This window comes from Methanoculleus sp. UBA374 (genome assembly GCA_002508705.1).
Lineage (GTDB): Archaea > Halobacteriota > Methanomicrobia > Methanomicrobiales > Methanoculleaceae > Methanoculleus > Methanoculleus palmolei.
This window is the reverse complement of the sequence record DAYL01000011.1, coordinates 1,593-8,378: the sequence shown is the minus strand read 5'-3', so window position 1 is coordinate 8,378 and position 6,786 is coordinate 1,593. Positions and strand designations below refer to the sequence as shown.

At 64.8% G+C, this 6,786-nt stretch carries 8 protein-coding genes and 1 pseudogene; 7 read left to right on the top strand and 2 right to left on the bottom strand.

Annotated features, from left to right (window positions below):
* Window positions 1-249: 249 nt before the first annotated feature.
* Window positions 250-594 carry a DUF488 domain-containing protein gene (locus tag BRA42_RS02800; RefSeq protein ID WP_292411001.1) on the top strand — a complete coding sequence of 115 codons (345 nt, stop codon included), beginning with the start codon at window positions 250-252 and terminating at the stop codon, window positions 592-594.
* A gap of 39 nt (window positions 595-633) precedes the next feature.
* Window positions 634-2,544: an anaerobic carbon-monoxide dehydrogenase catalytic subunit gene (cooS, locus tag BRA42_RS02795; RefSeq protein ID WP_292411000.1), complete on the top strand. Its 1,911-nt coding sequence runs from the start codon at window positions 634-636 to the stop codon at window positions 2,542-2,544.
* 41 nt (window positions 2,545-2,585) lie between these two features.
* Here cooS and BRA42_RS02790 read toward each other — a convergent pair whose 3' ends face one another.
* Window positions 2,586-3,398, bottom strand: coding sequence for a TrmB family transcriptional regulator (locus BRA42_RS02790; RefSeq protein ID WP_292410999.1), 813 nt, complete (start codon window positions 3,396-3,398; stop codon window positions 2,586-2,588).
* A gap of 75 nt (window positions 3,399-3,473) precedes the next feature.
* On the opposite strand from BRA42_RS02790, the gene BRA42_RS02785 reads away from it, so the two are divergent.
* From BRA42_RS02785 to BRA42_RS02765, 5 genes are read left to right on the top strand one after another with little or no spacing between them, the layout of a single operon-like run.
* Window positions 3,474-4,253, top strand: coding sequence for a DUF2115 domain-containing protein (locus BRA42_RS02785; protein WP_292410998.1), 780 nt, complete (start codon window positions 3,474-3,476; stop codon window positions 4,251-4,253).
* A gap of 23 nt (window positions 4,254-4,276) precedes the next feature.
* Window positions 4,277-4,615 carry a cupin domain-containing protein gene (locus BRA42_RS02780; RefSeq protein WP_292410997.1) on the top strand — a complete coding sequence of 113 codons (339 nt, stop codon included), beginning with the start codon at window positions 4,277-4,279 and terminating at the stop codon, window positions 4,613-4,615.
* Window positions 4,616-4,622: 7 nt separating this feature from the next.
* A complete protein-coding gene (locus tag BRA42_RS02775; RefSeq protein ID WP_292410996.1) occupies window positions 4,623-5,420 on the top strand; it encodes a 4Fe-4S binding protein in 798 nt (265 codons plus the stop codon).
* A 23-nt stretch (window positions 5,421-5,443) separates the two neighbouring features.
* Window positions 5,444-5,779: a cupin domain-containing protein gene (locus BRA42_RS02770; RefSeq protein WP_292410995.1), complete on the top strand. Its 336-nt coding sequence runs from the start codon at window positions 5,444-5,446 to the stop codon at window positions 5,777-5,779.
* Between the two features lie 5 nt (window positions 5,780-5,784).
* Window positions 5,785-6,060, top strand: coding sequence for an NAC family transcription factor (locus BRA42_RS02765; protein ID WP_292410994.1), 276 nt, complete (start codon window positions 5,785-5,787; stop codon window positions 6,058-6,060).
* Window positions 6,061-6,111: 51 nt separating this feature from the next.
* Here the strand turns inward: BRA42_RS02765 and BRA42_RS02760 are convergent.
* Window positions 6,112-6,786, bottom strand: a pseudogene (locus tag BRA42_RS02760) (hypothetical protein); the annotation flags it as partial.

Here is a 6,786-nt window from a genome sequence, read left to right as displayed (position 1 = left end):
CGTTCCCGGCGGGGACGCTGGCGTTCTCCTCCGGCGATACAATGGTGACGTTAGCCTCAGCAGTCTCGTTCCCGTCCTCCTGGGCGACCGTCCCGGAGAAGAGAACTGCACACCCTATCACCAGGGTGAGGGAGAGGAGTCTCAATAATCCCGTCATGGGGCGGGGGGATGGGCGCACCTTACATATATCTTTCGTAAGACTGCACGGGGGCAGGGTGTTTAAGTAGGGGCTCGCCGTATCCCCGCCCCATGATACGCACAAAACGGATCTACGAGGAGCCCGCCGGGGACGACGGGCTTCGGGTCCTCGTCGACCGGCTCTGGCCGCGGGGCATCGCGAAAGAGGAGGCGAAATTCGACCGGTGGGAGAAGGACCTTGCACCGACGGACGAACTGCGGCGATGGTTCGGGCACGACCCGATGAAGTGGGACGAGTTTCTCCGGCGCTACCGGGCTGAACTCGAGGGTAAGGAGGCGACGCTCACCAGGCTCCGGCAGGAAGCGAACGATACGACCGTCACGCTCCTCTACGCCGCCCGGGACAGGGAGCACAACAATGCCGTGGCACTGAAGCGGTATATCGAGGAGGGGTAGGCCGATATCTACATATAGTTGCGGGAGAGGTCACTCCCCATGACCATGGAGAGTGACAGGATATCCTACCACGAATCGGTGCGGACCGTCTACGAGCGGCTCAAAGCAGACGGCATGTCGAACGTCTGGGACCGTTACGAAGCTCAGGGCTTCGGCACCGACCCCGACCGGCGGTGCGCCTTCTGCCAGGCGGGCGCCCGGTGCGACTTCTGCTCGAACGGCCCCTGCCGGGCCGACGCCGGCCGGAACCACCGGGGCGTCTGCGGGATTAACGCCGACGGCATGGCGATGCGGATGATGCTCCTCCGTAACGTCATGGGAGCGTCGAACTACCACTACCACGCCCAGCAGGCGGTACGGACCCTCCGGGCGACCGCCGAGGGCAAAACCCCGTTTTCCATCGCGGAGCCGGAGAAACTCCGGCTATTTGCAGGACGGCTCGGTATCGACACGGGCGGGAGCGATGCGGAGGTCGCCCTCCGGCTCTGCGACTTCGTGGAGGAGGACTTTCACCGGTTCAGCCACGAGCCGAGCCGGATCATCGAGCGGCTCGCCCCTCCGGAGCGAAAGGAGGTCTGGAAGCGCCTCGGACTCTTCCCGGGCGGGATCTACGGAGAGACGGTCGTCGTTACCGCGTCCACCCTGACCAACGTCGACGGCTGGTTCGCGAGCCACGCCATGCGAGCAATGCGCCTCGGCGTCGCGATGGCTTACCAGAGTCAGATCGTGCTCGAGTACATCCAGGACATCCTCTACGGCATCCCGCACCCGCACCCTATGCGGGTCGACCTCGGGGTGCTCGACCCCGACTACGTCAACATCCTCCCGAACGGCCACGAGCCCTTCCTCGGGTTCGCCCTCATCGACCTCGCCCGCACCGACGAGTGGCAGCAGAAGGCGCGAGCGGCAGGGGCGAAGGGCCTCCGGGTCATCGCCAACATCGAGACCGGGCAGGAACTGATCCAGAGGAGAACGATGGACGATATCTTCTACGGCTACACCGGGAACTGGATCATGCAGGAAGCGGTCCTCGCCACCGGGGCGGTGGACGTCTTTGCCGCCGACATGAACTGCTCGCTCCCGCTCGACCCCCTCTACGCCGAAAAGTACCACTTCCGGCTGATCCCGGTAAGCGAGGTCGTGGTCTTCGAGGGCGGGACGGAGAGGCTCGATTACGTCCCGGAGGAGGCGAAAGAGCAGGCGGCGGCGCTCCTTGCCATGGGGATCGAGAACTTCCGGGACCGCCGCACGAAGGTGGAGGCGGTCCGGGGTCTTCCCGTGCGGGAAGCGGTGGTCGGGTTCGCCCCCGAGAGCATCGTCGCAGCGCTCGGCGGGAGCCTCAACCCGCTGCTTGACGCGATAAAGGACGGGACCATCCGGGGTATCGTAGGGCTCGTCTCCTGCACCACCCTCCGGAACTCCGGGCAGGACGTCCACACCGTCGCGGTCGCGGAGAACCTGATCGCCCGCGACGTCCTGGTCCTCGGGATGGGGTGCGGCGTGGCCGGGCTCCAGGTCGCCGGGCTCTGCTCCCCGGAGGCGAAGGAGAAGGCCGGGCCGGGGTTAAAAAAACTCTGCACGGCGCTCGGGGTGCCGCCGGTCCTCGGATTCGGGACATGCACCGACACCGGCCGGTGCGCCGACCTCCTCCTCTCGATCTCCGACGCCCTCGGCGGCGTCCCCTTCCCCGACCTCCCGGTCGCCGTCGCCGCCCCTGAGTACATGGAGCAGAAGGCGACTATCGACGCGCTCTTTGCGCTCGCGCTCGGTCTCTACACCTACGTCAACCCGGTCCCGACCGTGACCGGCGGGCCGGACCTGGTGAACCTCCTCACCAGAGACCTCCCCGGCATCACCGGCGGGGTGCTCCACGTCGAGACGGATGCGAGGGAGGCGGCGGAGGGGATGCTCGCCCATATCGAGGCGAAGCGGACGAAGTTGGGGATATAGACGGCCCGGACCCACTTTTTTTCGGCCTGTCACCCGCACGGTTACAGGCTGCTCGATTCCACCGGCCCCTCGATCTGCTCCGCGGTCGCGATCATCCTGTTGACGAACTGCCTCTGGACGCAGGTGATGAACGGGAGGGTGATCACCACGGCGCTCGCCGCCCCGTCCTCCCGGTAGATGATCATGCAGATCCGGTCGTCGGCGATGAAGATGTACTCGAGCAAAAACGCCGCCCCATCCACCGAGAGGGGGCCGCAGTAGATCTTCTCGAATATCATCTCCTGGAAGAAGGTGCAGAAGGGCCTGGGGACATGGAGCGACGCGTTTCCGAGCGGCTTTGTGATCCCGCACTTCCCGTTCGGGAGGAGGACGCTCACCCGATGGTCCCGTGACGCATCGGCGATCAGCCGGGCGAACTCGCCGATCTTGCCGTAGTCCAGGCAGACGACCGCAAGGTCATGGGTGACGCCTGCGGCAAGCGACTCCGCGTGGCGCCGGATGCTCCACTCCCCCTGCACGTACCAGATCGGCGAGTTCTTTGACCGGGCGTCGAGCGAAAGGGCATCGAGACCCTGCACCGCCGCCGTCGCCGCGGCATCGACGGCCGCCGTCAGGTGGTGGATGACGACGGCGGGCTCGGCCGGGATGTAGACGTGGGGGTTTCCCCGCCGGACGGTGATGAACCCCCGTGCGGCAAGCCCTTCGGCGATGTCGTAGACCCTCGGGCGGGGGACGTTGCTCGCCTCGTGGATCTGGCGGGCGCTTCCTTCGCCGATCCCGACAAGGGCCGCATAGACCCGGGCTTCGTACTCCATCAACCCGAGGGTCGTCAGGTCCCGGATGAGGTCGTTCATGGTTGTTACTATGAGAGTTACACCAGAATTAAACCTCTCCACATCTCACGATCGTAGGTAAACTCTGGTGAGACCATGCGGCTGGAGACGATCCTGAACGGTATCCTGCGGCTCATCGGCAGGGAAGGCCGCGAGACGCCCGGGGCCGGTCCGGGCGACGCCTGCTCCTTCATCATCGACCCCTTCGCCGACTACGGAGAGGAGGCAGAGGACGGGCAGTCGGTATCGGTGGCGACCATCAGGACAGCCTGCCGGCGGATGCAGGGGGCAGCGACAAAGGGGGACCTCCTCCGCGTGATCGCCGACGAAGTGACGGCGTTCGACCTGCACGACCTGGAGATGATGCACGCCCGGTTCGAGCGGAAGGTCGGCCACCTCCCGGAAGACTACCGCGACCGGCTTCTTGCGAGCGTCCATGAAGAGATCTTTTCGGCGCACCACTGCCTGATCCTCCTCTCCCGGAACGGCGGGGGTCCCGAGATGGAGGACCCGCCGGACCCGGCGCTCTCCGCCTACTGCTCAATGGTGGCGGAGGCCTGCGCCGAAAAAGCGCGAGAGAAAGACCCGAAGTACCTCTATCTGAAGTATCTTCTCTCCGCGTTCACCATGTTCGTCGTGGAGAAGCCCGCCCACCCGGTCGGCACCCCGTTCCCCGGCGGACAGATCGTCGACGAGTGGGAGGGGGCCTACCTCTGCCCGGTCAGGGATAAGGCCGACGACGTGCCCTACGCCCTCTGCCCCTACTGCCCGGCCGTCCAGAGCACGGAGCCGACCTTCCCGGAGATGCGGGCCCGCCGCCATGAACGGCGGCGGCGCGAGTCCCTCGCGAATTACTGGACGAATTATAAAGGATAATTGCCGCAACGGAGATGAACGATATGAAGATTGTTGATGTAGCCAGGGAACCAATCGGTGCAAACCCGCACCATGTCGATGCCCGGAAAGTCTACGACACCGAGCATGCGAACGCGGTTGTGATCACGCTTGCGCCCGGGGAAGCGCTAAAGAAGCACATAACCCCGGTGGACGTCTTCTTCTACGTCCTCGAGGGGACGGGGATCGTCGAGATCGGCGACGAGCGTGCAGAGGTCGGGAAGGACCACCTGGTCGAGAGCCCGGCAAAGATTCCCCACCGCTGGGCGAACGAGAGCAATCAACCCTGCCGGGTGCTCGTGGTGAAGGTTCCGCGGCCGACAACCGGGACAAGACTGCTCTGAGGGCCCGATGGTCGTTGAAGCAATCCCGAAGGCCGTAGGCTTCATCTACGGCCTTTTTGCATTTGCCGTCCTCGTCTGGCTCTGGCGCTCCGGCCGGTTCACCCGACGGCGGGCGGTGCCGTTCCTCGTAATCTCGGCGCTCCTCGGGTTCCTGGTCTTTGCACCGGTCTTCCCCTACCAACTGCAGGGCCTCGTCCTCCGGGACGCGGCGGCGCTCGGGTCTCCACTCCCTATCGCGCTCGGCGGGTTTCTGTTCTTCATCGCCCTCACCTTCGTATTCGGCCGGGTCATCTGCGGGCAGGTCTGCCCGGCGGGCGCCGTCCAGGAACTCGTGCACCTTGTGCCGGCGAAGAAGCGCGGCAACGCCGAGAGCCGGGTCCCGGTGGCGATCCGGGCAGGCGTCTTCGTTCTCTTCCTCGCCGCCGGCCTCGGGCTCTCGATAAACCTCCTTGCGCTTATCGGCCTTGCAGACTTCTTCAACCTCGCGGTCGGTACGTCGTTCTTCGTCTTCCTCGGGATCGTCCTTCTTTCCGCCGTCATCTACCGGCCGTTCTGCCGGTATGTCTGCCCCTATGGGGCCCTCCTCGCCCCGGCGGCGTCAAGGGCCCGCTACCGGCTCCGGCGGACGGACGCCTGCATCGGCTGCCGGAAGTGCGAACGGGCATGCCCGACCGGGGAGGCGGGACCCGGCGACGGCCGGGGGGAGTGCTACCTCTGCGGCCGGTGCACGGAGGCATGCCCGGTGGATGGGGCGCTTGTGTATGCACGGGCGGATGCGAAAAGTAGATTGCCGGAAGAAGAATGAAGTATACAGTGAGTGGTTGAATTATGTCGGAAGATAAACGCGCAGAGTTGCGGGGAAAGGTCCTCCGGTTAGCGGACCTTGTTGCCTACCAGGACGGGACCGTGGCAAGCAGGATGATCATCAACAAGCCGTCGGGGAGCATCACCCTCTTCTCGTTCGACGAGGATGAGGGGCTCTCGGAGCACACCGCGCCGTACGACGCGGTGGTGACGATCCTCGACGGGGAGTGTGAGGTCTGGGTCGCGGGTGAGACGCACCGGATGCGCGAGGGAGAGACGATCATCTTCCCGGCAAACGTCCCCCACGCTCTCTCGGCCGTCACGCGGTTCAAGATGTCGCTGACGATGGTCCGGGAGTGATGCGCGTGACAAACGAGAAAGAAGGCGATTACTGCACCATCTGCGGCGGAATCCGGCCGGACGCGATCAAGGTGAGGACGGTCCTCGTGGACGGGAAGGAGACCGGCATCAACCACCTCGACCTTATCATCGACGGCGTGCGGGCCCTGAATCTCCCGAACGACGCTTCGATTCGCGCTGAACTCCTCCGGAGAGCCGGGGCGTTCAACTACATCCCGACAAAGAAGAAAGAGGCCTACGGCGACGCCCTGATGCAGGAGTATCGGGCGGTCCCGGAATGAGGAGGCCGAAAACTCTTCTGTTCGTACGCCCGGCGCCGTCAAAAAAAAAGGTTAGGTGCTGATGGCAGCCAGTCTGCCCTCTTCGCTCATGAACAGCCAGTAGCCTTCGGTCGGGGAGAGGCTCTGGTCCTCGCCCTGGGCTCCGGTCTGGTTGTTGATGAGTGCCGGCCGATAACTCTGGGTCTCTGCGTCGAAACCGACGACGTAGACCCAGGCATCTTCCACTGACCCGAGTGTCTCGTTGGCGGGTCGCTCCGTCAGGTCGGAGTAGCCGATGGCGTTCCATCCCGGACTGAGCGTCCGCGCTGCAGGGGACCGGATCGGGTCGGTGCTGAGGTTCAACTGCAGAGTCGTCTCATTGGTCGAGTAGACCCAGTATCCCTCAAGGACCTCAAGCGTCTCATTCTCTCCTACAGGCGTGAAGCCGGTTTCCGGTTCAAAGGTGTAGATCGGCCGGCCATCAGTGTCGACGTCGCCAAAGACCGTCGCCACGGTGTTGTTATCCGTGGAGAGCTGTCTTGGGATCGAGACGAAGTTCCAGCCCTCATAGAGTTCGAGATCGACGCTCTCTCCCGGCGTCGGCGTCACGTTCCCTGTCGGCTCCGGTGTCACGTTCCCGGTCGGCTCCGGCGTTACGTTCCCTGTCGGCTCCGGTGTCACGTTCCCGGTCGGTGTCGGCGTCACGTTCCCGGTCGGTGTCGGCGTCACGTTCCCGGTCGGCTCCGG

Coding starts and splice junctions, on each gene's coding strand:
- BRA42_RS02775 (WP_292410996.1), top strand. CDS start 4,623: ATGGTCGTTGAAGCAATCCCGAAGGCCGTAGGCTTCATCTACGGCCTT.
- BRA42_RS02785 (WP_292410998.1), top strand. CDS start 3,474: ATGCGGCTGGAGACGATCCTGAACGGTATCCTGCGGCTCATCGGCAGG.
- BRA42_RS02790 (WP_292410999.1), bottom strand. CDS start 3,398: ATGAACGACCTCATCCGGGACCTGACGACCCTCGGGTTGATGGAGTAC.
- cooS (WP_292411000.1), top strand. CDS start 634: ATGACCATGGAGAGTGACAGGATATCCTACCACGAATCGGTGCGGACC.
- BRA42_RS02780 (WP_292410997.1), top strand. CDS start 4,277: ATGAAGATTGTTGATGTAGCCAGGGAACCAATCGGTGCAAACCCGCAC.
- BRA42_RS02770 (WP_292410995.1), top strand. CDS start 5,444: ATGTCGGAAGATAAACGCGCAGAGTTGCGGGGAAAGGTCCTCCGGTTA.
- BRA42_RS02800 (WP_292411001.1), top strand. CDS start 250: ATGATACGCACAAAACGGATCTACGAGGAGCCCGCCGGGGACGACGGG.